Here is a 21,608-nt window from a genome sequence, read left to right as displayed (position 1 = left end):
ACTTCGTAATTAATATTAATAGTGACATTTACCACATTCTAAACCTCCCATTTGAGCTTCAGTCACTTTTTCTACACCGTACTTTTTAGCTAATTGATCGTGGATGTTTTTATAATATCCATTTTCAGTCATATCAACTTCAGTTTCTCTATGGCAAGTAATACACCAATCCATTGTTAACGGAGAGTATTGGTAAACTTCGTGCATTTCTTCAACTGGACCGTGACATTTTGAACAATCTAACCCAGCAACTGTTACGTGTTGAGAGTGATTGTAATAAGCAAAGTCTGCTAAATTATGTATACGCACCCACTCAATTGGTTTTTGTTCAAAACCTTCAATATATTGTACATTTTCTTTATCCCAACCAACAGCATCGTAAATTTTTTGTATTTCATTATCTAAATCTTCTTTAGAATGTCCGTCGAATAATTCTCCGTTATATTCTGAAATTGATTTATGACAGTTCATACAAACATTTGCTGTAGGTATTCCTGAAGTTTTACTATGTTTTGCTGAAGAGTGACAGTATTGACAGTCAATTTTATTATCTCCTGCGTGTACTGCGTGTGAAAAAGCAATTGGTTGAATTGGTTGGTAACCTTCGTTTAAATCAACTTGCATAAGCCAGCCAAACACTAACCAAGCACCACCAACAACACAAAATATTACAAATAAGAAACGTAAAAACGGGTTGAAAATCATTGATTTCAACATACTATCTTCTTGTTCCTCACCTTCTACAACAACTTTATTTGTTGTTGCTGCAACAATAAGCGATAATAGTACAAAAGCTAATATTGTTAAACCTAATGTTGGTAATACTCCAAAACCAGGATTCTCAAAAATTTCTTGATCATTTGCTGAAACCGCTCCCGTTGCCGCTGTAGCTTTTACATCTCCAACAGCTAAATAACTTAATAAATCATCTAAATCTTGATCAGATAACTGAGGAAAAGGAGTCATTGCAATAGGAGAATATTCAGAAGCAGTTTTTGCTAACTTATCACCTGAAGCTACTAACGCAGTATTATCCTTAATCCAAGCTTTTAACCAATCTGTCTCGTATTTATCTCCAATTTTCAAAAGCTCAGGGCCAATTAACTTCCCTTCTAACTTGTGACAAGCTGCACAATTTGTTTTGAAAATTTTCTTTCCACGCTCAACACCTGGATCAATTTCTTGAGTTGCCACAGCTTTTGGTGCTATAGGTTCACCTTTTGTGTACGCCAAAATATCAATAATATCCTGATCGGATAATTGAGGGTTAGCTGTCATTGGCAACTTGTTGTTCTCTTCGAAAACTTGAATTGCTAATTTGTCTCCTGACTTAATCATGCCTGGACTATCTTTAATCCAAGCGATTAACCATTCTTGTTCTCTTTTTTCCGTAATTCCCTTCAAGGCCGGACCTACTAACTTCTTATCTAGTTTATGACAAGCAGCACACACAGACTTGAAGAGTTTTTCTCCATTGGCTGCATCGCCTTCTTGAGCCGATAGATTAAGCGAAAAAAATAAAAGGAAAGCAAGACTACTTATGACTAATCTTGATAATGCACTGTGTTGTTTCACACTTTTCATACTTAAAAAAAATATTTTCTTTCTTGTTTGGTACAATTATTTCATTTAAAAAATTATGATTTAAATCATATTTAAACGATTTAACAAAAATACTATTTAAATGCACATCACAAAAAGTAATGAATGGGTATTCCATAATTTATACTCATTCTAAATAATAATATTTCACATAAGGTTTCAAAGAAAACTTTAAATTTGAAAAAAATTAAAAACTTTAGAATGAAGAAAACAAACCTAAACATACTCTTTACAAGCGTTTTAACTTTATTTTTATGTATCACTAATGTATTTTCACAAAGTGAAAGCGAAAAAATATCTGACTTAATTAGTCAAAAAAAAACGTATAATAAAGAGAATAAAAACACCATTGTTTATAAAATTCAATTATACAATGGAAATGAAACTGAAGCATACAAAATAAAGCAAAATTTCTCTTTAACTTTCCCTGAATTTACTCCAGAAGTAGTGTACGATAAGCCTGAATGGAAGACACAAGTTGGTAAGTTTAAAACTCGATTAGATGCTGATAGAGTTGCTTTAATTATAAAAGAAAAGTTTTTAGGAGCTATTGTTTTAGAAGATAAAATATAACAAACTTTATTCCATAAAAAAAGGCGTGCAATGCACGCCTTTTTTGGTTTATATACTATATTATTTTAGTTTCTTTTTAACCTCAACTTCTTGGTAAGCTTCAATAATATCACCAATTTCAATATTGTTATAGTTCTTAATTTGAACCCCACAATCATATCCTTTAGCAACTTCCTTAACATCGTCTTTAAAACGCTTTAAAGCCATTAACTCACCTGAATGAATTACAACGCTATCTCTAATAACTCTAATTTTAGATGATCTCATTATTTTTCCTGTCATAACCATACACCCGGCAATATTACCAACCTTAGAGATTTTATAAATTTCTCTAATCTCAACATTACCAACCACTTCTTCTTTAATTTCAGCAGAAAGCATTCCTTCCATTGCATCACGAAGATCTTCAATAGCTGCGTAAATAATAGAATACGTTCTAATATCAATTTCCTCATTATCTGCAAGCAATCTTGCATTTCCAGAAGGTCTTACATTAAATCCAACAATAATTGCATCAGATGCTGAAGCTAACAATACGTCAGATTCTGTAATTGCACCCACACCTTTATGAATAATATTCACTTGAATCTCATCTGTAGATAATTTTTGGAACGAATCAGTTAACGCTTCAACAGAACCATCAACATCACCTTTCAAAATAATATTCAATTCTTTAAAGTCTCCTAATGCAATTCTACGTCCAATTTCATCTAATGTAATATGGCGTTGAGTTCTAACAGATTGTTCACGTTGTAATTGAGATCTTTTAGAGGCAATTTGTTTTGCTTCTTTTTCATCTTCAAATACGTGAAATTTATCTCCTGCTTGAGGCGCTCCATCTAAACCTAATATAGAAACTGGTGTAGAAGGCCCTGCAGATTTCATATTATTTCCTCTTTCATCAAACATAGCTTTTACTTTTCCGCTATGTTTACCAGCTAACATATAATCTCCAATTTTTAATGTTCCTTCTTGAACTAAAATTGTAGACACATATCCTCGTCCTTTATCTAACAATGCTTCAACAACAGTTCCAACAGAATTTTTGTTTGGATTTGCTTTTAAGTCTAACATTTCTGCTTCAAGCAATACCTTCTCTAATAATTCATCAACACCTTCTCCTGTTTTTGCAGAAATATTGTGTGATTGAATTTTACCACCCCAATCTTCAACCAATAAGTTCATTGCTGAAAGTTGTTCTTTAATTTTATCAGGATTTGCGTGTGGTTTATCAATTTTATTTATTGCGAATACAATTGGAACACCTGCAGCTTGCGCATGGCTAATAGCTTCTTTTGTTTGAGGCATCACATCATCATCAGCCGCCACAACAATAATTACAATATCTGCTACTTGTCCACCACGAGCTCTCATCGCAGTAAAGGCTTCGTGACCTGGTGTATCTAGAAAAGCAATTTTTTGACCACTTTTAAGCTGAACTCCGTACGCACCAATGTGCTGTGTTATTCCTCCTGATTCACCTGCTATTACATTTTCTTCACGGATATGATCTAATAGTGATGTTTTACCGTGATCAACGTGTCCCATTACCGTAATAACCGGAGCTCTAAATTCTAACTCATCTTCCGAATCAACATGCTCTTCAATAGATTCTTCAACCTCAGCACCAATAAAATTAACCGTATAATCAAACTCTTCTGCAACAATAGTTAATGTTTCAGCATCTAAACGCTGATTCATAGTAACCATCATTCCTAATGACATACAAGTAGAAATAATATCAGTAACAGGAATATTCATCATTGTTGCAATTTCACTAACCGTAACAAATTCTGTTACTTTTAATACTTTGCTTTCAATTGCTTGTAATTCTGCATCAATATCAGTTTGCTGACGATGTTGATCTCTTTTATCTCTTCTATATTTTGCTCCTTTACCTTTTTTAGATTTCCCTTGTAATTTCTCTAAGGTTTCTCTAACTTGTTTTTGAACATCAGCTTCAGAAGGCTCTTCTTTTACAATCGGTTTTCTAGGACCGCCACGTTGAGGGCCTCTATTTGGACCTCCTCTATGTTGTGCTGGTCTTACAACTCTTTTTTCACCTGCAGCTGGCGCTTTTTTAATTCTACGACGCTTCTTTTTATTTGCATCATTAGCATTATCTTTTTTAGCAGGGTCAGCTTTTTTAGGTTTTGGTTTTTTCTCAAACTGTTTTAAGTCAATTTTCTCACCTGTAATTTTTGGTCCAGAAAGCTTCTTATATTGAGTTTGTAATGTTTGAGGTTCTGTTGAAGTTTCAGCTGTTTTTTCTTCAGAACTTGATGTAGTTTCTGGCTGCTTTTTAACAGGCTCAACTGGTTTATTAGCAATAGGTTTTGAAGGTTTTGGCGTAGCTTTTTTCTCTACCGACACCTTTTCAACAGGCTTAACAGTTTCTTCAACCTTCTTTACAACATCTTCTTTTGCCACCTTAGGAGTTTCAACTTTTTTAGGAGTTTCTACCTTTGCTTCAGGTTTAACAACAGTTGTTTCTTTAGTTTCAACAACCTTTTTTTCAACTACTGGTTCTTCAACTTTCTTTGCTTCAACAATAGGCTTTTCCTTAACTTCAGGTTCTTTTGCTACTTCTGGTTCTTTAACTTGTGCCTTTTTAGCATCAATATCAATTTTACCAATAGTTTTAACCTCTAATTTTTCGGCTTTAGCTTTGACAACTTCTTTTTTAGCTTCTTCATCAATACGATGCTTTTCAGCTTTTTCTTCAGCAGCAACTCTTAGCGCTTCTTTTTCTTTACGCTTTTCTTCGCCTACTTCTTTTGAAGCTGCTTTTTTATTTCTGTCTGTTTGAAAACCATCCAACAGTACTTCGTACTCTGCGTTAGATATTTTAGTTGTTGGGCGTGCTTCAACCTCAATGCCTTTGCTCGCCAAATGCTCAACAGCTCTATCTAACGAGATATTTAATTCTCGTAATACTTTGTTTAGTCTCAATGTTTTGTTGTCAGCCATATAATTAATTTTTAGCCTATTATTGTTGGATATTTAAAGATTTAATCTTCAAATTCTTCTCTTAATATTTTTTGAACTTCTAAAATAGTTTCCTCTTCTAGATCAGTTCTTTTTACCAATTCAGTTACATCTTTTTCAAGTACACTACGTGCAGTATCTAAACCAATATTTTTAAATTCTTGAATTACCCAAGCTTCTATTTCGTCTGAGAATTCAGTTAATTCAACATCATCTTCCATTTCAACTCCTTCACGTTGAACATCAAGCTCAAATCCGGTTAATTGAGATGCTAAACGAATGTTTACTCCATTTTTACCAATAGCTTTTGAAACTTCTTCTGGCAATAAGAATACATCAACTCTTCCTTTTTTACCATCTTCTCTTCCTTCTTCTTCATGAATTTTCATTGATACTACTTTTGCTGGGCTTAAAGCTCTAGCAATAAATAGTTGTGTGTTTTTAGTATAATTTAACACATCAATATTTTCGTTTCCTAATTCACGTACAATTCCGTGAATACGAGAACCTTTCATACCAACACAAGCTCCAACAGGATCTATTCTATCATCATAAGAATCTACTGCTACTTTTGCTTTTTCACCTGGTATTCTTGCAACACCTTCAATAGTAATTAAACCATCAAAAACTTCAGGAATTTCTTGCTCAAATAATTTTTCTAAGAATTCAGGAGCGGTTCTTGACATAATAATTACAGGCTTATTACCACGTAACTCAACTGTTTTAATAATTCCACGAACTGAATCTCCTTTTCTGAAATAATCTGAACGAATTTGTTCACTTTTTGGCAACACTAACTCGTTTCCTTCATCATCTAACAAAATAATTGCATTGTGACGAATATGGTGCACCTCAGCACTGTAAATATCACCTTCTAATTCTTTAAAGTGCTTAAAAGTGTTTGTACTATCGTGCTCGTATATTTTTGAAATTAAGTTTTGGCGCAATGCTAAAATAGCTCTTCTTCCCAAATCAATTAATTTCACTTCTTCAGACACATCTTCACCAATTTCAAAATCTGGTTCAATTTTTCGTGCTTCTGCAAGTTCTATCTCTTCATTATCATCTTCAGACATACCATCTGCTACAACAACTCTATTTCTCCAAATTTCTAAATCTCCTTTATCTGGGTTTATAATAATATCGAAGTTATCATCAGATCCAAATTTTCTTTTCAAAGCAGCTCTAAAAACTTCTTCAAGAATTGCCATTAGCGTAACTCTATCAATATTTTTATCTCCTTTAAATTCTGAAAATGACTCAATTAATGCTATATTTTCCATGCACTCTAGTAATTAAAATATTATTTTCACTTTTGCTTCTAAAATAGTTGAAAATGGCACTGTTGCATTTTTAACAACAGTAACTTTCCCCTTTCCTATAGGTTTTGGTTCTCTAGCTTTCCACTCTAATTCAATAGAATCTTCATTTACAACTTTCAATGTACCTTCAACCTTTGTATTGTCTTGCAGTTTAATTTCTAAAATACGGTTAATATTTTTAATGTACTGCCTTTTTACTTTCAATGGATTTGCAACATCAGGTGAAGTAACCTCTAAAGAAAAATCTTCTTCTTCTCTATCTAAATTTTGTTCAATCTCGCGGTTTATTCTTATGCAATCTTTTAAAGAAACACCTGTATCGCCATCAATTTCAATGTAAATTTTATTTTCTGGCAAAAATTTCAGTTCAATTAAATACAATGAAGAATTTTCCTCCAAAGCATTATTCAACAAATTTATAACTTTTTCTTTATCCATTATTGTATAAAAAGAGGGGACTTACCGTCCCCTCCTATCTCCTTTTTTGTTTCAAATTCGCTGCAAATATAGTAACATTTTTTGGAATGATAAAAAATCATCCTTTGTTTTTAATATAAAATTGCTAACTTTACGTTAAATCACATTTATTTTTATACTGTTTTATGAAAAGAATATTAGTTCCCATAGATTTTTCGAAACAAGCAGAATACGCTGCAAAGGTAGCCGTTTCTATAGCTAAGCTTACCAATTCAAAAATTTACTTGTTACATATGCTTGAACTTCCTACAGGAGTTATTGATCCTTCAAGTTATGGATCATCAAGCAATACACCAACTGCATTATTATTTTTAAAAAGAGCTTACCAAAAATTTGAAAACTTTAAAAAGCTTCCTTTTTTTGAAGGTGTTGAAATGGAAGATTCTGTTCTTTTCCATAAAGCTTATGACGGAATAATTGATGAAAGTGTTAAAAACGACATTGACTTAATTGTTATGGGGTCAAAAGGAACTTCAGGCCTTGAAGAAATGCTAATTGGCTCAAACACTGAAAAAGTAGTTAGAAATTCAGACATCCCTGTTTTAGTAATAAAACAAGAAATTGAAAACTTTAAAATTAACAATATTGTTTTTGCTTCAAACTTTCATATTGACGCTCGAAAATCATTTCAAAAAATCTTAAATTTCACAACTATTTTTGATGCCCAATTACACTTATTAAAAATAAACACCATTCACAATTTTGAAACTACAAAAGAATCAAGTGATGCTATAAGAAATTTTATAAACGACTTTGATTTAAGCAACTACACTCTTAATATTTACAATGATATTTCTGTAGAAGCTGGTGTGTTAAATTTTGCAAAAGTAATTGACGCTGATGTAATTTTACTAAACACACACGGAAGACGTGGATTAGCACATTTATTTACCGGAAGTATTGGAGAAGATTTAGCAAATCATGCAAAATTACCTGTAGTGACTTTTAAAATATAACCAAACAACAAATATTTCAAACTTTAAAAAGCCTGAAAATTTAATTATTTTCGGGCTTTTTTGCTATCCTAGCAAACAGCTATAAAAACAAAAACCCTTTAAACGCAGTGTTTAAAGGGAATGTTTCAAAATGTTTGTTGACCTACAAGGACTCGAACCTTGACTGACGATACCAAAAACCGGAGTGCTACCATTACACCATAGGTCATTTTGAGCGTGCAAATTTAAGGGAAAGTTTTAATTCCGCAAACATTTTTTAATTTTTTTTCAAAAAAAATCAACTTATCATCTTTAGCACTATATTAACATTCCTTATTGCAGCTACTTAATATATTTAAGATTAATTTTGTTAAATTCGCCACGATAAAAAATTTTATATGAATTCATTTAATTTTTCTAAATGGAACACACTTATTGGGTGGGCCACTTTTGCAATTGCTTTAATCACCTACACACTAACACTAGAACCAACTGTTAGTTATTGGGATTGTGGCGAATACATTTCTACAGCTGTAAAATTAGAAGTTGGACACCCACCAGGAGCTCCGTTATTTCAAATGCTAGGAGCTTTCTTTGCTATGTTCACAAATGATGTTATGGAAATTGCTAAAATGGTAAACTTTATGTCTGCGTTAGCAAGTGCTTTTACCATACTTTTTATGTTTTGGACCATTACTGCATTAGGAAAAAAATTAGTTGAAAAATCTAAAGACTTTAATACCAATTCTTACATTGCAATTTTAGGAAGCGGTGTAGTTGGCGCTTTAACTTATACATTTTCTGATAGTTTTTGGTTTAGTGCGGTTGAAGGAGAAGTATATGCAATGTCTTCATTTTTAATGGCGCTACTTTTTTGGCTAGGATTACGTTGGGAAGCAGAAATGGACAAACCTCAAGGTAATAAGTGGCTATTACTTATAAGCTTTGTTGTTGGTTTATCATTTGGTGTACACATTTTATCGTTGTTGGTAATTCCTTCAATTGTATTTTTATACATCTATAAAAAATACGACAACCTAAATCTAAAACAATTTATTATTGCCAATTTCGCAGCTATTTTAGTTCTTGTTTTTGTTTTTAAAATGCTATTTCCATACACGTTAAAATATTTTAGCGCATTGGAATTATTTTTTGTTAACTCTATTGGACTTCCTTTTAACTCAGGAAGTATTATTGCAGGTATTTTATTAATCGCTCTTTTTTACTTCGGAATTAAATACACGCATAAAAAACAAATGGTTGAAGCCAATACAATAATACTTTCTGTATTATTTATAATTATTGGATTTTCATCTTGGTTAATGCTACCAATAAGAGCCAATGCTAACACAACTATAAACGAAAATAACCCATCAAGTGCACGTGAATTATTAGCTTACTACGATCGTGAGCAATATGGAGATGCCAATGTTTTTTACGACACCTATTATTCTTTAATTTATAATAGAGAACAAGATCGTGAAAACCCATCAAAAGATGACAAACCAAAATACGAAAAAGACGAAAAAACTGGTAAATATATTATTGTAAATAATTACGAAGATGCACTTCCAAACTGGAGCAGTAAACACAAAGGGTTTATCCCTAGAATGGTAAGTACAGATGCTAACGTAATTAAAAACTACAAAGCTATTGCTGGCATTCCTCAAAACAGCAAAAGAAGACCTACATTTATTGAAAACTTAACATTTATGGCCGATTTCCAATTTGGTTATATGTATGGACGATATTTTATGTGGAATTTTGTAGGAAGACAAAATGACGAACAAGGTCAGTTAGATATTCACAATGGAAACTGGCTAAGTGGTATCACATTCATTGATGAAATGCGCTTAGGACCGCAAAGTAACTTACCTTCAGATGTTAAAAATAATAAAGGAAGAAACACATATTACTTTTTACCATTAATCTTAGGAATTATTGGGCTTCTTTTCCACCTAAAGAAAGATAAAAACGATTTTTATGTATTGTTTTTGTTTTTTGCTTTTACAGGATTAGCCATTATTTTTTACACAAACCCAAAGCCATTTGAACCACGAGAAAGAGATTATGCCGTTGTTGGCTCCTTTTACATTTTCGCCATTTGGGTAGGATTTGGAGTATTGGCCATATTTGAAAAATTAAAAAATTATGCCAACCAAAAAACAGTAGCTATTGCCGTTTCAGTAATTTCTTTATTAGCAGTACCAACATTAATGGCTTCTGAAAACTGGGATGATCACGATCGCTCTAATAGATATACTTCGCATTTAAATGCCAAAGCATATTTAGATTCCTGCGATCCAAATGCAATATTATTTACTATTGGAGATAATGATACTTTTCCGCTTTGGTACCTTCAAGAAGTTGAAGATTACAGAACAGACATGAAGCTTATAAACACCAGTTTATTTGCAACCGATTGGTATATTGATCAAATGAAACGAAAAACATATAAAGCTGATCCAATTCCTTCACAATTAACACATGACAAGTACAAATGGGGAACTTTAGATGTTGCTTATTATTTTGAAGAACTGTTTCCGCAGTTAAAAGATTCTGTAGTTGATATTCATAACTTTATGAAGTGGATTGAAAGCGACAGCCCAAGAACTCAATATGATTTAGATGATGACGGAATTTACGAAAAAGTGTTACCTACAAATAAAATTAGAATTCCTGTAGATAAAGAAGCTGTTTTAAGAAATGGAATTGTTGCTGAAAAAGACACAGATTTAATTGTCCCTTATATTGATATTAATTTTGGTAGCAACCTTACTAAAAACAGAATATTAATGCTTGACATTTTAGCAAATAACAATTGGGAAAAACCAATTTATTTTACAGGTGGAGCACAAGCTGATGAAGAATATATTTGGCTAAAAGACTATTTACAACTTGACGGAATGACCTTTAAATTAGTGCCAATTCGCACACCAAACAAAAGTAATTTCTTTGAAATGGGACGTATTAATACCGATTTAATGTATGAAAACGTGAAGAATTGGGATTGGAGAAATATTACCGATGATAATATTTATTTAGATCCAGAAACACGTAAAAACTCTGTTACCTACAGAAATAACATGGAACGATTGGCACGTGCCTTAATAAGCGAAAGAGAAACTGAAAAAGCCAAAGAAGTTCTTTTAACTTCATTAGAAAAAATGCCAGTTCATAAATTTGGACATTACAGCATGCTTATTTCATATATTGATTTATTTTATTTGTTAAATGAAAAAGAAGCAGCACGTAATCTTATTAAAGAACTAACAACCGTTTTCCAAGAAAAATTAGTGTACTACAGCCAATTTGAAGAAAGAGACATAGAAGGCATTTTTGATGAAATTGAACGTAATTTATTAATGTATGATCAAGTGCTTAAAACCGCTATTCAATTTGATGATGAAGACTATGCAACCACTTTAAAAGACGAGTACATTACCTACCTAAAACTTTATGAGTTTTTAATGGCAGAAGAATAAAAATGAAAAACTACTTTATAAAAACTCCAGGCTTAATTAAATTATTTTTTAATAATTGGGTTTGGAGTTTCTCTTCAAAAGAAAAAATATTGTATTTAACTTTTGACGATGGTCCAACGCCTGAAATTACAAATTGGACATTGGAGCAATTACAACAATACAACGCCAAAGCTACTTTTTTTTGTATCGGGAAAAACGTTGTAAATCATCCAGACATTTACCAAAACATTATAAACCACAAACATGCTATTGGTAACCACACAAACAATCATTTAAACGGCTATAACACCAATACAACAACATACCTTAACAACATAAGTTTATGTGAAAAAAACCTTGCCAAAAAACCTACATTATTTAGACCTCCTTATGGAAAATTAAAATTTTCACAAGGTAAAAAACTAAGAAAAAAAGGATACAAAATAATTATGTGGGATGTTTTAAGTGCTGATTTTGATACTTCTATAACACAAGAAAAATGTTTAAAAAATGTGATTGAACACACAAAAAACGGAAGCATTATTGTTTTTCATGACAGTGTAAAAGCTCAAGAAAAGCTAAAATATGTTTTGCCAAAAATTTTAGAGTTTTATTCAAAAAAAGGATATCAATTTAATGCAATACATTAAACATATTGCTGCACCAAATTAATTAACGTATTTGCATCTTGATCACCAGATTGACGCCATTTCATTTCACCATCTTTATAAATAATAAACGTAGGATTTCCTTTAATTCTAAGCGCATTTGCTAAAACTTCATTTTTATCTACATCAATTTTAATTACTTTAGCTCTGTCACCCAATGCTGCCGCAACATCTCTAAGCGTCGCATGAAAACTCTCAGACTCTTCTTCCCATTCTGCATAAAAATCAATTAAAACAGGGATTTCTGAACTTATCAATTCACCAAATTTTGCCATAACTTGTTTGTTTTATATTCAACAAAAACTCAAAAAATGAATACCTATATACTTACAAATGTAACATTTTTAATTAAAAAACCCTTATATGCTTATTTTTCAAGGTAATTGCAGTAAACAAAACCTAAAACTAACACCTAAAAACTAGTGAAAATTAAAAGTGTTTTACACTTAGAAACCATTAGAAAAAAACTAATCTTTGGTATATTCTTGATTGCTTCCATCACTATCTACTTGGTAGTGAAAATCTATTTCTAACAAACCAGCTTCACCACCATAAGTATCAGAACTGGCAGTTGAATTTCTAAAAAGCCTACATACCAGCATACTTGACAATGTTTTTCCACTCCCATTAATCCCTCCACTTCCCAAAGGTGTAATTACATGTTCATACAATTCTAAACTAGTACCATTAGGAGGTACTACATCCGAACCGTAAAAAATATCCGATTCAGGAAACACTTCTCCAACACTTACCCAAGTATACTCTAAACCCCAAGTAACCCTATCACCACCAGGAGCCCCATTCCCATTTTCAAGATACCCTCTATTATCTAACTTTCCTGAGGTCCAATGTACATGAGGGAAAATATTTGTTCCTTCTTTCCAACCGTGAGGCATTTGAACTGTAAAAAGTACTTCTTGTTCATCCTCTTCATCATCATCTTCATTTTTAAACCAAAGTAAACCTAAAGAAGCTCCTTCCCTAAACCCAGCCCATTCAGCTGGCTCAATATCTGTTCCATCTGTTTTTTTCTTTGCTTTTATTTCTACAGCGTTTACAGGCACTTTTAAATCTTCCCACCTTGTAGCATTTCCTACATAACACAAAGAACCATCTGCAGTAATTTTGGTGTAATTTTGTTCGCTCTCATTATCTGAATCAGGAATAGTTGAAGATCCTCTACCACCAAGTTTAATATCTCCATTTGAATTAATTTGCATATATTCTGTTCCGGCAGCTGTAAAACGTATTACATCTTCATCTGTAGTGTTTTCAACTTCAACTTTAGTATCCCTATCAGCATCTGCTATTTCATCTGAAGCACTAGATCCTGAACCCGCCGCTAGCTCAACCCAACCATTGTTGTAATACCAAAAACTTTTTGTGCTTGAATCAAAAACCAACAACCCTTCAACACCCAAAATAAGATCTCTTTGAGAAGTTGTAACTCTAGGAATTAATACACCTTTACTAGTTGACTGTATGTCTAACATAGCAGAATCATCTGGATCTGTTGTTCCAATACCAACTTGTGCCATGGTATTTATTGTTCCCAAAATTAGAATAATTGAGAACATTTTTTTTAAAATAATGTTTTTCATTTTCAACCCCCTTTTAATTAATAACCTTATATGATTTTAAACCTTTATTTGAATGAATATTAATGAGATATACTCCTTTAGGATAATTAAATGGTATATAATTATTTCCTGTTTGGAACATCTCTGTTTTTACTTGAATTAATTGTTGCCCAATAGTATTAAATACTTGAACTTCCTTTACCTCTAAATCTGTTTGATTATTGATTACAATATTTTGATATTTATTACAATATACTTTTAAGCTTTGATCACTTGCCAACTCTTCAGTATTTTGATTTTTTTCTAAAACTACCGATTCAAACACAAGTTGAAACCTATCTAAATAACTCCCAACAGGCAAATTCAATCTTAAACCTTCTTCATTTAAAACATATGTTTTATTTAAAACCTTATCAAAAACATATACCGTTTCAGTAAAATTTTCTACACCATCTAACATAACCATATGCTCTCCAACTTCAGAAATTAATAAACCAAGTGGAATTTTATAGGAATAATCAAAATTTCCTACAGCTTGAATGATATATTTTTTAGTTAAATCATTTTCAATAATAAAAAATAACTCATCATCTCTTGGATCTACCATAAAAGCATCATAACCCGGGTTAAAACTCATATCTGCCGTAGAATTTGGCACAAACCCCAAAACAATTTGCCTATGAGATTCTGAAGGATCTTTATAGCCAATTCTTACAATACTTTTTTCTAAAAGATTTGTTTCTAAGTCTGCAACCTCTGTTTCTTTTGTTGATTTTAAAAATTCTGAATCTCCTTTTTCAGTTTCAAATTCTCTTTGAGAGTTTGTAAAAGCAATTTCTCCATCTCCTGTAGCCTTTACAAAAAAACCTTGTCCAACAGCAATATATTCGCCTGGTATTTTACCAGCCGCATCACCAACATCACTAATTCCTTCTGGAAAAACTGGTGGCGCACCTGCCAAATTATTTCTTGTTGCATACCCACCTTTATAAGAAGCTAATACGTGTGAATTTGAACCACCATCAATCCAAAAATTAACTTGATTGATAATAGCAACGTTTTCTGTAATAAATGTAGAAACATTTAAAGCAGATGGATATGGATTTCCTAACAAAATAGTTTCACCTTCATTTATAAAAGGACTATTATAATTACCATTATTTGGTATACCTTTATAAGTATAATTTTGGCTGCTTGCACCAGTACCCTTCATACTGTAACCAATTCCCGGAGCCAGCTCACTGTTTTTATTTATTTTATCCCAACCGCCGTAGCCGGAACTATTTGGCGAGTATGTATACAACCAAGTCTCATTTATAGTTGCAGCTGTTAATACACTTCCACTAACATCAATTACAGATGGAACACCATTATAAGGCGAACCACTATTAAATAAAATTTGCTTTGGTGAAAATGGATTCAATTCAAAATCTGTACCATCAAATAATCCTCCGTTCAATTTAAAACTTCCAACATTAGTTACAGGAGAAGACCAATAATTATACGCATAGGTTGAAGATGTGCCTTGCTGATCTCGCAACAAACTTCCTGTACCTGAATTTTCAACGTTGTTTTCTTGCAACAATTGTGCTTCTCCAAACAAACGTAAATCACCATTAGTTAAAACAACTTCATTTGTTACAAATAACCCAAAATTATCAGTAACAGTAACACCTAATAATGAATTGTCAATTTCAAGATTATAAAAACTACATTCATTTGAAGAGCCCGAAATAGTTTGAATAACATTAGTAGCACTATTAAAATAAGTTGTTCCTGAAGTGGATGCCGTATAACCGTTATTTATAAAATTATGATTTAAATGTAAACTACCATTATTGTTATGATTTGCAGCACTCTTATTAGTGTACTCATCACCAAAATACACTACAGTATACTCAGTAATTTGCAACTCTCCTTCATTCACAATTTGTCCAAAAAATGAATTTGAAGAAATAAAAATTAAACAGATTAAAACAATGTAGTTTTGTTTCATAACTTTGTAATTAAAGAAATTACTTATCAAATATAAACAAACGGCTTGATATTTTCAATAAAATTCGTCTTTTTTAAAACAAATGGTAGGTTTTTAAAATAAAATACTTTCAAATTTAAACATATGAAACAGAAACGCCTTTTTCTTCTTGATGCCTACGCTTTAATTTTTAGAGGTTATTATGCCCTTATAAAAAACCCAAGAATCAATTCTCAAGGAATGGATACTTCGGCTATTCTAGGATTTACAAACTCATTATTAGACGTGATAAAACGTGAAAAACCAGATCATTTAGCTGTTGCATTTGATAAAGGTGGCTCACATATTAGATCTGAAGCTTTCCCAGAATACAAGTCGAACCGGCAAGAAACACCTGAAGCCATTAAAATTGCTGTTCCATATATTCATAAAATATTGAAAGCAATGCATATTCCAATTATTGAAAAAGAAGGATTTGAAGCTGATGATTTAATTGGAACCCTTTCTAAACAAGCTGAAAAAGCAGGCTACCAAACTTTTATGGTAACACCTGACAAGGATTTTGCCCAATTGGTTTCTGAAAATATTTTCATGTACAAACCTGCTCGTATGGGAAATGGTATTGAAATATGGGGAATTCCTGAAGTACAAGCAAAATTTGAAGTAGAATACCCAGAACAAGTAATAGACTATTTAGGAATGATGGGAGATGCCGTTGACAACATTCCTGGTTTACCTGGTGTTGGTGATAAAACTGCCAAAAAGTTTATAAAACAATACGGCAGCATGGAAAACTTACTTGCAAACACGCAAGACTTAAAGGGAAAAATGAAAGAAAAAGTAGAAGCCAACAAAGAACTAGGTTTGCTATCAAAACAATTGGCCACCATTTTATTAGATTGTCCTGTAGAATTTCATGAAGAAGATTATTTGTTAAATCATCCCGATTTAGCAAAAACAAATGAAGTGTTTAAAGAATTAGAATTCAGACGAATTGCTGAAAGTTTACCTACTATTTTCAAATCATTTCCTTCATACGGAGATGAACAACCGGTAATTAAAAATGACGAAGAAGTAAAAAATACACCAAGTTCTGAAACACATCAATTCGATTTATTTTCAGCTCCTACCACTACAACTGAAATTGTTTCGGGTTACAAAACCATAGAAAACAGCAATCAAGTATACCAATATGTTTCAACTGCTTTTTCTAGAAAATTGTTACTTCAAAAATTACTAAAACAAACAGCAGTTGCTTTTCATATTGAAACTATTGGTAATAATTGTTTTGAAGACACCATTGTAGGTATTTCTTTTTCATACGCAAAAGGAAAAGGTTATTTTATAACTATTCCTACTGAAGAACAAGTAACTATTTTAAATGACTTTAAACTATTTTTTGAAAACTCATCTATTGAAAAAATAGCTTCAAATAGTAAGTATTTCATTAAAACATTACACAAATTCAATATTGAATTAAAAGGAAAATTGTTTGACACCAAGTTAGCACACTACTTATTGCACCCTGATATGAGACATGATATTAATGTGCTTGCCGAAACTTATTTGAATTATCGTCCACAAACACTCGAATCTTTAATTGGTAAAACAGGCAAAAATCAACTTTCAATACCAGAAATTGACCTTACTAAACAAGCCAATTATACTATTGAAATTACAGATATAATTTTTCAACTAAAACAAGTATTTAAAAAAGAATTAGATAAAAATAATTTAACAAAATTATACACAGAAATAGAACTACCAGTACTTAGGGTTTTAGCTGCAATGGAATTAGAAGGTATTAAATTAGATACCAAATTTATAAATTCATTAGCTGAAGACTTAACCAATGATATTCAAAAACTAGAAGATACCATTTACAAAGAAGCTAATATTGAATTTAATTTAGCTTCGCCAAAACAATTAGGAGATGTTTTATTTGAACATTTAAAATTGGTAGAAAAACCAAAAAAAACAAAAACAGGGCAATACGCTACAGGTGAGGAAATTTTATCAAAATTAGCTCCAAAACATCAAATTGTTCAAGATATTTTAAACTGGCGTAGTTTGGTAAAACTAAAAAACACATATGTAGATGCCTTACCTAAAGAAGTAAATGCTATTACAGGAAGAATTCATACAACATATAGCCAAGCAGTTGCCGCAACCGGTAGATTGAGCTCTAACAATCCTAACCTTCAAAACATTCCTATTAGAACAGAAAGAGGAAAACAAGTTAGAAAAGCATTTGTACCAAGAAACGAAGAATACACTTTAGTCGCAGCAGATTACTCTCAAATAGAATTAAGAATTATAGCAGCGCTTAGTGAAGATCAAAGTATGATTGAATCCTTCAACAGAGGCGAAGATATTCACGCAGCAACAGCTGCAAAAGTTTTCAATGTTCCATTAAATGAAGTTACAAGAACACAACGTGGAGATGCAAAAGCTGTAAACTTTGGAATTATTTACGGGCAAGGAGCATTTACTTTAGCGCAACAACTAAATAAATCAAGAGCTGAAGCTAAAGAATTAATTGATAATTATTACAAAACATTTCCATCATTAAAACAATACATTGCAAATCAAATTGAATTTGCACGTGAAAACGGTTATGTAGAAACTATTTTAAATCGTCGTAGATATTTAAAAAATATAAACTCGCAAAACGCTATTGTTCGCTCTGCAGATGAAAGAAATGCTGTAAATGCGCCAATTCAAGGTAGTGCAGCCGATATTATTAAAATAGCCATGATAAAAATTCAAGAACTTCTTGAAAAAGGCAATTACAAAACTAAAATGCTACTACAAGTACATGATGAATTGGTTTTTGATATGCATTGCAGCGAAAAAGAATCTTTAACGAAAATGATTCAACATGAAATGGAACAAGCCTTTAAACTTTCCGTTCCGTTAACGGTAGATTTAGGAGAAGGACAAAACTGGTTAGAAGCACACTAAACAAAAGGTTTTTTAAAAAATTGATAATCAAAATTATAGCTAATTAATCAACAATTAAAATATAAGTAATTTACTATTTGAATTATAAATAATAGTTTGTACATTTGCACTCCCTTTTTAGGGACAAAAAAATAATGTTTAACTATAACAAAGAATTTAATTGTGAGTAAATTAAGTTACAAAACAGTGTCAGCTAACAAAAATACCGTTACTAAAGAGTGGGTATTAGTTGATGCAGACGGCCAAACGTTGGGTCGTCTAGCTTCTAAAGTAGCAATGCTAATTAGAGGTAAATACAAGCCAAATTACACTCCTCACGTAGATTGTGGAGACAACGTAGTGGTTATCAACGCAGAAAAAATCAATTTAACTGGTAAAAAATGGAGTGACAAATCTTACATGCGTCACACAGGTTATCCAGGTGGTCAAAGATCATTAACTGCAACAGAGATGTTTGAAAAAGACCCAACACGTCTTATTGAAAAAGCAGTAAAAGGAATGTTACCTAAAAACATTTTAGGTAGTGCATTGTTCAGAAATTTATATGTTTACGAAGGTGCTGAACATAATCAAACTGCACAAGCTCCAAAAGCTATTAACCTTAACGATCTTAAATAATCATGGATACAATACACAAAATAGGTAGAAGAAAAACAGCTGTTGCCCGTGTTTATGTTTCAGAAGGAAAAGGAAACATTGTGGTTAACAAAAAAGACTATAAAGATTACTTTACTACACCTCACTTGCAATACAAAATTATGCAAGCTTTAGTTTTAACTGATAATGCTGAAGCATTTGACATTAAAATAAATGTATTTGGTGGTGGTATTACTGGACAAGCAGAAGCTATTCGTTTAGCAATCTCTAGAGTTTTAGTTGAACTAAATCCAGATAACAGAACAATTCTTAAACCAGAAGGATTACTTACAAGAGACCCAAGAATGGTTGAGCGTAAAAAATTCGGTCAAAAGAAAGCAAGAAAAAAATTCCAATTCTCAAAACGTTAATCGTTATACAAAATTGGTACACCAAATTATTTGGTGGTTCATTGAAATTAAAAATAAAGTTGTCGTTGATCAGTCAATGACTGTAAAAAGTTTAGCATCCAAATAGGGAAGATCGAACAATCGCTACTTCCCTATTGCTAAGTCTCAACGGAACGTAAACTACATACAAATGGCAAATATTGAAATTAAAGAATTATTAGATGCAGGTGTTCATTTTGGTCACCTAACAAGAAAGTGGAATCCAAACATGGCTCCTTATATTTATGGAGAACGTAATGGTGTTCACATTATTGACCTTTACAAAACTTCTGCAAAAATTGAAGAAGCTGCTGAGGCTTTACAAAAAATAGCAGTTTCTGGAAGAAAAATACTTTTTGTTGCTACAAAAAAACAAGCAAAAGAAATTATTTCAGAAAAATCAAAAAGCGTAAACATGCCTTTCATTACTGAAAGATGGCCAGGTGGTATGTTAACAAACTTCATTACTATTAGAAAAGCTGTTAAAAAAATGGCAACTATTGATAGAATGAAACAAGATGGTTCTTTTGATGCACTTTCGAAAAGAGAAAAATTACAAATTAACCGTCAACGTGAAAAATTAGAAAAGAATTTAGGTTCTATTACTGATATGACACGTTTACCAGGTGCAATTTTTGTAGTTGATGTTAAAAAAGAGCACATTGCTATTGCTGAAGCTCAAAAATTAAACATTCCTATTTTTGCTATGGTTGATACAAACTCTGACCCAAGAGGTATTGATTTTGTAATTCCTTCTAATGATGACGCTTCTAAATCAATTGATAAAGTATTAGGTTACATTATTGATTCTGTTGCTGAAGGTTTATCAGAAAGAAAAGCAGGAAAAGAAAAAGTAGCTGAAGCTGCTCCAGAAGTAAAAAAATAATTAATGTATCATAGTTGAATTTTAAATTCAACAAAAAATATATAAGAAAATGGCAAAAATTACAGCCGCAGAAGTAAATAAGTTAAGAAAATCTACCGGAGCTGGTATGATGGACTGTAAAAATGCACTTGTTGAAGCAGAAGGAGATTTTGACAAAGCAGTGGATATTTTACGTAAAAAAGGACAAAAAGTTGCTGATAAAAGAGCTGACAGAGACACAACTGAAGGAGCTGTTATCGCTAAAGTAAATGATGATAACACACAAGGTGCTATTATTTCATTAAACTGTGAAACTGATTTTGTTGCTAAAAATGACGATTTTGTTGCGCTTGCAACTAAATTTGCTACAATTGCACTTGACGCTGACTCTAAAGAAGCTTTTTTAGCTGCTAATTTTGGAGGAATGACTGTTGCTGAAAAATTAATTGAGCAAACTGGTGTTATTGGTGAAAAATTAGAAATTGGTGCTTTTGAAAAAGTTACTGGTGATTATGTTGGTTCTTACATTCACGTAGGAAACAAAATTGCTTCTGTAACTGCTTTAAATACAAAAGCTGAAGGTGCTGCTGATGTAGCTAAAGACCTTTCTATGCAAGCTGCTGCAATGGGAGCTTCAATTTTATCTTACAAAGATTTCGATCCTGCTTATGTTGCTTCTGAAACTGAAGCTAGAATTGCTGTAATTGAAAAAGATAATATTGAATTAGCACGTTTAGGTAAAACACTTAAAAATGTTCCTTCTTATATTTCAAGAGCTCAATTAACTGATGAAGTTATTGCTCAAGAAAAAGTAAGATTACAAGAAGAATTAAAAGCTGAAGGTAAACCAGAAGCTATTTGGGATAGAATTATTCCAGGTAAAATTGAAAGATTTATTTCTGACAATACTACTTTAGATACTGAACAATGTCTTCTTGACCAAGCTTTTATTAAAGACGAAAAGAAAACTGTTGCTGAGTACGTAAAAACTCTTGGTGACGATGTTGCTGTTGTAGACTTCAAAAGAGTTTCAATAGCATAATTCACAACATATATGTGATTTTAAAACCTCGCTTTTAGCGAGGTTTTTTTTATTAAAAAAAGTAAGGTAAATACACTTTACAAACTGAACTTATAAAGTATTTCATATATTTGTATAACTTTTTAAAA

Annotated in this window: 16 protein-coding genes and 1 tRNA gene; 9 read left to right on the top strand and 8 right to left on the bottom strand. The window is 31.8% G+C overall.

Annotated elements, in window-relative coordinates:
• Positions 1-15: 15 nt before the first annotated feature.
• Positions 16-1,584 carry a c-type cytochrome gene (locus ACFQ5N_RS05500; RefSeq protein ID WP_386808442.1) on the bottom strand — a complete coding sequence of 523 codons (1,569 nt, stop codon included), beginning with the start codon at positions 1,582-1,584 and terminating at the stop codon, positions 16-18.
• Between the two features lie 219 nt (positions 1,585-1,803).
• Here ACFQ5N_RS05500 and ACFQ5N_RS05495 point away from each other — a divergent pair, with 219 nt between their 5' ends.
• Positions 1,804-2,175, top strand: a complete 372-nt coding sequence (locus ACFQ5N_RS05495) for an SPOR domain-containing protein (RefSeq protein ID WP_386808440.1) — start codon at positions 1,804-1,806, stop codon at positions 2,173-2,175.
• Between the two features lie 60 nt (positions 2,176-2,235).
• Here ACFQ5N_RS05495 and infB read toward each other — a convergent pair whose 3' ends face one another.
• The 3 genes from infB to rimP are packed head-to-tail and all read right to left on the bottom strand — an operon-like array spanning position 2,236 to position 6,923.
• Positions 2,236-5,145: a translation initiation factor IF-2 gene (infB, locus tag ACFQ5N_RS05490; RefSeq protein ID WP_386808438.1), complete on the bottom strand. Its 2,910-nt coding sequence runs from the start codon at positions 5,143-5,145 to the stop codon at positions 2,236-2,238.
• Between the two features lie 41 nt (positions 5,146-5,186).
• Entirely contained in the window at positions 5,187-6,446 is a 1,260-nt protein-coding gene (gene nusA, locus ACFQ5N_RS05485; RefSeq protein WP_386808436.1) for a transcription termination factor NusA, read from the bottom strand.
• 12 nt (positions 6,447-6,458) lie between these two features.
• Positions 6,459-6,923, bottom strand: a complete 465-nt coding sequence (gene rimP / locus ACFQ5N_RS05480) for a ribosome assembly cofactor RimP (RefSeq protein ID WP_386808434.1) — start codon at positions 6,921-6,923, stop codon at positions 6,459-6,461.
• A gap of 164 nt (positions 6,924-7,087) precedes the next feature.
• Between rimP and ACFQ5N_RS05475 the strand changes: the two genes are divergently transcribed.
• Positions 7,088-7,918 carry a universal stress protein gene (locus tag ACFQ5N_RS05475; protein ID WP_386808432.1) on the top strand — a complete coding sequence of 277 codons (831 nt, stop codon included), beginning with the start codon at positions 7,088-7,090 and terminating at the stop codon, positions 7,916-7,918.
• A gap of 137 nt (positions 7,919-8,055) precedes the next feature.
• Here the strand turns inward: ACFQ5N_RS05475 and ACFQ5N_RS05470 are convergent.
• Positions 8,056-8,126 (bottom strand) — tRNA-Gln (locus ACFQ5N_RS05470).
• A gap of 169 nt (positions 8,127-8,295) precedes the next feature.
• On the opposite strand from ACFQ5N_RS05470, the gene ACFQ5N_RS05465 reads away from it, so the two are divergent.
• Together ACFQ5N_RS05465 and ACFQ5N_RS05460 are read left to right on the top strand one after the other, a co-directional pair.
• A complete protein-coding gene (locus tag ACFQ5N_RS05465) occupies positions 8,296-11,382 on the top strand; it encodes a glycosyltransferase family 117 protein (protein ID WP_386808431.1) in 3,087 nt (1,028 codons plus the stop codon).
• A gap of 2 nt (positions 11,383-11,384) precedes the next feature.
• Positions 11,385-12,011: a polysaccharide deacetylase family protein gene (locus ACFQ5N_RS05460; protein WP_386808429.1), complete on the top strand. Its 627-nt coding sequence runs from the start codon at positions 11,385-11,387 to the stop codon at positions 12,009-12,011.
• Here ACFQ5N_RS05460 and ACFQ5N_RS05455 read toward each other — a convergent pair.
• From ACFQ5N_RS05455 to ACFQ5N_RS05445, 3 genes are all read right to left on the bottom strand, one after another.
• Positions 12,008-12,304 carry a thioredoxin family protein gene (locus tag ACFQ5N_RS05455; RefSeq protein ID WP_386808428.1) on the bottom strand — a complete coding sequence of 99 codons (297 nt, stop codon included), beginning with the start codon at positions 12,302-12,304 and terminating at the stop codon, positions 12,008-12,010. The two genes, ACFQ5N_RS05460 and ACFQ5N_RS05455, sit on opposite strands and share 4 nt — an antisense overlap.
• Before the next feature lie 192 nt (positions 12,305-12,496).
• Positions 12,497-13,630 carry a hypothetical protein gene (locus ACFQ5N_RS05450; RefSeq protein WP_386808426.1) on the bottom strand — a complete coding sequence of 378 codons (1,134 nt, stop codon included), beginning with the start codon at positions 13,628-13,630 and terminating at the stop codon, positions 12,497-12,499.
• Between the two features lie 13 nt (positions 13,631-13,643).
• Positions 13,644-15,605, bottom strand: a complete 1,962-nt coding sequence (locus tag ACFQ5N_RS05445) for a T9SS type A sorting domain-containing protein (RefSeq protein ID WP_386808425.1) — start codon at positions 15,603-15,605, stop codon at positions 13,644-13,646.
• Positions 15,606-15,728: 123 nt separating this feature from the next.
• On the opposite strand from ACFQ5N_RS05445, the gene polA reads away from it, so the two are divergent.
• The 5 genes from polA to tsf all read left to right on the top strand — a co-directional run bounded on the left by polA (position 15,729) and on the right by tsf (position 21,480).
• Complete coding sequence (gene polA / locus ACFQ5N_RS05440; RefSeq protein WP_386808423.1) at positions 15,729-18,548, top strand: DNA polymerase I; 2,820 nt, start codon at positions 15,729-15,731, stop codon at positions 18,546-18,548.
• 162 nt (positions 18,549-18,710) lie between these two features.
• Complete coding sequence (gene rplM, locus ACFQ5N_RS05435; protein WP_386808421.1) at positions 18,711-19,166, top strand: 50S ribosomal protein L13; 456 nt, start codon at positions 18,711-18,713, stop codon at positions 19,164-19,166.
• Positions 19,167-19,168: 2 nt separating this feature from the next.
• Positions 19,169-19,555, top strand: coding sequence for a 30S ribosomal protein S9 (gene rpsI / locus ACFQ5N_RS05430; RefSeq protein WP_386808419.1), 387 nt, complete (start codon positions 19,169-19,171; stop codon positions 19,553-19,555).
• 169 nt (positions 19,556-19,724) lie between these two features.
• The gene (gene rpsB, locus ACFQ5N_RS05425) at positions 19,725-20,459 is read left to right on the top strand and encodes a 30S ribosomal protein S2 (protein ID WP_386808417.1); all 735 of its coding nucleotides are present in this window, start codon (positions 19,725-19,727) and stop codon (positions 20,457-20,459) included.
• Between the two features lie 49 nt (positions 20,460-20,508).
• A complete protein-coding gene (gene tsf, locus ACFQ5N_RS05420; RefSeq protein WP_386808415.1) occupies positions 20,509-21,480 on the top strand; it encodes a translation elongation factor Ts in 972 nt (323 codons plus the stop codon).
• Positions 21,481-21,608 lie beyond the last annotated feature (128 nt).

This window comes from Lutibacter holmesii (assembly GCF_042679665.1).
Lineage (GTDB): Bacteria > Bacteroidota > Bacteroidia > Flavobacteriales > Flavobacteriaceae > Lutibacter > Lutibacter holmesii.
Note: the sequence above shows the minus strand (reverse complement) of the source record. Positions and strands in the feature narration are given on the sequence as shown.

Bases quoted from the DNA above. Each gene is read 5' to 3' on its own strand.
- ACFQ5N_RS05450 (WP_386808426.1), bottom strand. From the start codon at position 13,630: ATGAAAAACATTATTTTAAAAAAAATGTTCTCAATTATTCTAATTTTG.
- ACFQ5N_RS05460 (WP_386808429.1), top strand. From the start codon at position 11,385: ATGAAAAACTACTTTATAAAAACTCCAGGCTTAATTAAATTATTTTTT.
- ACFQ5N_RS05445 (WP_386808425.1), bottom strand. From the start codon at position 15,605: ATGAAACAAAACTACATTGTTTTAATCTGTTTAATTTTTATTTCTTCA.
- ACFQ5N_RS05475 (WP_386808432.1), top strand. From the start codon at position 7,088: ATGAAAAGAATATTAGTTCCCATAGATTTTTCGAAACAAGCAGAATAC.
- ACFQ5N_RS05495 (WP_386808440.1), top strand. From the start codon at position 1,804: ATGAAGAAAACAAACCTAAACATACTCTTTACAAGCGTTTTAACTTTA.
- polA (WP_386808423.1), top strand. From the start codon at position 15,729: ATGAAACAGAAACGCCTTTTTCTTCTTGATGCCTACGCTTTAATTTTT.
- rpsI (WP_386808419.1), top strand. From the start codon at position 19,169: ATGGATACAATACACAAAATAGGTAGAAGAAAAACAGCTGTTGCCCGT.
- rpsB (WP_386808417.1), top strand. From the start codon at position 19,725: ATGGCAAATATTGAAATTAAAGAATTATTAGATGCAGGTGTTCATTTT.
- infB (WP_386808438.1), bottom strand. From the start codon at position 5,145: ATGGCTGACAACAAAACATTGAGACTAAACAAAGTATTACGAGAATTA.
- ACFQ5N_RS05500 (WP_386808442.1), bottom strand. From the start codon at position 1,584: ATGAAAAGTGTGAAACAACACAGTGCATTATCAAGATTAGTCATAAGT.
- tsf (WP_386808415.1), top strand. From the start codon at position 20,509: ATGGCAAAAATTACAGCCGCAGAAGTAAATAAGTTAAGAAAATCTACC.
- nusA (WP_386808436.1), bottom strand. From the start codon at position 6,446: ATGGAAAATATAGCATTAATTGAGTCATTTTCAGAATTTAAAGGAGAT.
- ACFQ5N_RS05465 (WP_386808431.1), top strand. From the start codon at position 8,296: ATGAATTCATTTAATTTTTCTAAATGGAACACACTTATTGGGTGGGCC.
- ACFQ5N_RS05455 (WP_386808428.1), bottom strand. From the start codon at position 12,304: ATGGCAAAATTTGGTGAATTGATAAGTTCAGAAATCCCTGTTTTAATT.
- rimP (WP_386808434.1), bottom strand. From the start codon at position 6,923: ATGGATAAAGAAAAAGTTATAAATTTGTTGAATAATGCTTTGGAGGAA.